The organism is Leucobacter soli (genome assembly GCF_042659205.1).
In the GTDB taxonomy this organism is placed as follows: domain Bacteria; phylum Actinomycetota; class Actinomycetes; order Actinomycetales; family Microbacteriaceae; genus Leucobacter; species Leucobacter soli.
The window spans coordinates 1-1,805 of record NZ_JBHSRW010000337.1; the positions used below are offsets into that span (position 1 = coordinate 1).

Genomic DNA, 1,805 nt, shown 5'->3' on the forward strand with positions numbered 1-1,805 from the left:
GGTGGAGCGGCAGCCGCTCGCGCATCTGATGCGCGGGCTGGCCGGCCTGCCCGAGCTGCAGCGCTTCGCCGACGACGCCCTCGGCCCGCTCGTCGAGCACGATGCGAGCACCGGCCCGGGGCACAGCGGTGACCTGCTGCGCGTCCTCGACGCCTACCTCACGAACCCGAGCAACCGCTCCCTGGCCGCGAACCGGGCGCGCCTCTCCCGCTCGGTCTTCTACCAGCGCCTCGCGCTCATCGAGGAGCTGCTCGGGGTGGATCTCGCGGACGGCGAGACGATCGCCACGCTGACGGTCGCATTGCTCGCTCGGCCGGTGTAGGCGCCCCGTCATCCTGCGGTTGCGGCGGCCGCAGGACGCCGGACGACGATCAGTCGGGCGCGTCGGGGATCCATTCGCCGTCGCGGCGGTCGAAGACGATGTGCGTCTCGGTGCCGCGAACGGAGGGGTGGACGGTGATGTGATCCAGCACGAAGTTCCGCAGTTCGTCGCTGCTCGCCACGGCGAGGGTGAGCATGAAGTCGTAGCGGCCGGTGAGGTTCATGACCTGGATCACGTGGGGCGCGCGCACCATGCTCGTCATGAAGCGGTCGACGACATCGCGGGAGTGATTGGCGAGGTACACCATGATGACGGCGTGCAGCGGGTGGCCGAGCCGGGCATGGTCGACTTCGAGCCGGCGGGGGCGGATCACGCCGGCATCGCGCATGCGGCGGACGCGGTAGGCGCAGGTGGACTCGGCGGTGCCGACGGCGGCGGCGATGGCCTTGTTCGTGAGGCCGGGGTCGGCGCTCAGGACGCGGACGATCTCGTAGTCGAGGCGGTCGAGCCCCGGGTCGGCCGTTTGCCCGTTCGGCATGTTCCCTCCTGGATTCCTCGGTCGATTTGCTCGAATCGCAGTTCTTGTGCGCAATTCTTGCACGAGGATCAAGTTCGCTTCCCCTGAGATGCTCGGGGAGCGAGACTGTCGACATGACCGGCTCACCGATGAACCTCGACACCCTCGCCGTCCACGCGGGCCGCGACGATCTGACCCCGCTCGGCGTGCACGCGCTGCCGATCGACCTCTCGACCACGAATCCGCTCGCCTCGATCGAGCAGGGCGGCACCTCGTACGACGCCCTCGCGAGCGGCGGAACCGTGCCCGCGAGCGGCAGCGCCGTCTACGAACGCCTCTGGAACCCGACCGTCGCGCGCTTCGAAGCGGGCCTCGCCCGGCTCGAGCACGCCGAGGCCGCCGTGGCCTTCGCCAGCGGTATGGCCGCGCTCACCGCGGCACTGCTCGCATTCGCCTCCGCGACCGGCAAGCGCCACGTCGTCGCCGTGCGCCCGCTCTACGGCGGCACGGATCATCTGCTCGCGTCGGGTCTGCTGGGCACCGAGGTGACCTTCTGCCGACCCGACGAGGTGGCGGCCTCCCGCCGCCCAGACACCGGGCTCGTCATCGTCGAGACCCCCGCGAACCCGACGCTCGAGCTGGTGAGCATCGCCGCGGTCGTCGCGCAGGCCGGCGAGGTGCCGGTGCTCGTCGACAACACCTTCGCGACCCCGGTGCTGCAGAACCCGCTCGACCACGGCGCCGCGCTCTCGATGCACAGCGCTACGAAGTATCTCGGCGGGCACGGCGATGCGATGGGCGGCATCATCGCCTGCGCCGAGGCGCACGCCGAGATGCTGCGGCCGATCCGCGCGATCACCGGGGCGATCCTCCACCCGCTCGCCGCATATCTGCTGCACCGCGGCCTGGCGACGCTGCCGGTGCGGGTGCGCGCCCAGCAGGAGAACGCCGGACGCGTGGCCGCAT

The 1,805-nt window shown here is 71.0% G+C and carries 3 protein-coding genes; 2 read left to right on the forward strand and 1 reads right to left on the reverse strand.

Annotated elements, in window-relative coordinates; all coding sequences use genetic code 11:
* A partial coding sequence (locus ACFPZL_RS12855) for a helix-turn-helix domain-containing protein (protein WP_382335752.1) occupies positions 1 to 322 on the forward strand: 322 nt, incomplete at its 5' end.
* Between the two features lie 49 nt (positions 323 to 371).
* Here the strand turns inward: ACFPZL_RS12855 and ACFPZL_RS12860 are convergent.
* Positions 372 to 860, reverse strand: coding sequence for an Lrp/AsnC family transcriptional regulator (locus tag ACFPZL_RS12860; protein ID WP_218115852.1), 489 nt, complete (start codon positions 858 to 860; stop codon positions 372 to 374).
* Between the two features lie 113 nt (positions 861 to 973).
* On the opposite strand from ACFPZL_RS12860, the gene ACFPZL_RS12865 reads away from it, so the two are divergent.
* A partial coding sequence (locus tag ACFPZL_RS12865; protein WP_382335754.1) for a trans-sulfuration enzyme family protein occupies positions 974 to 1,805 on the forward strand: 832 nt, incomplete at its 3' end.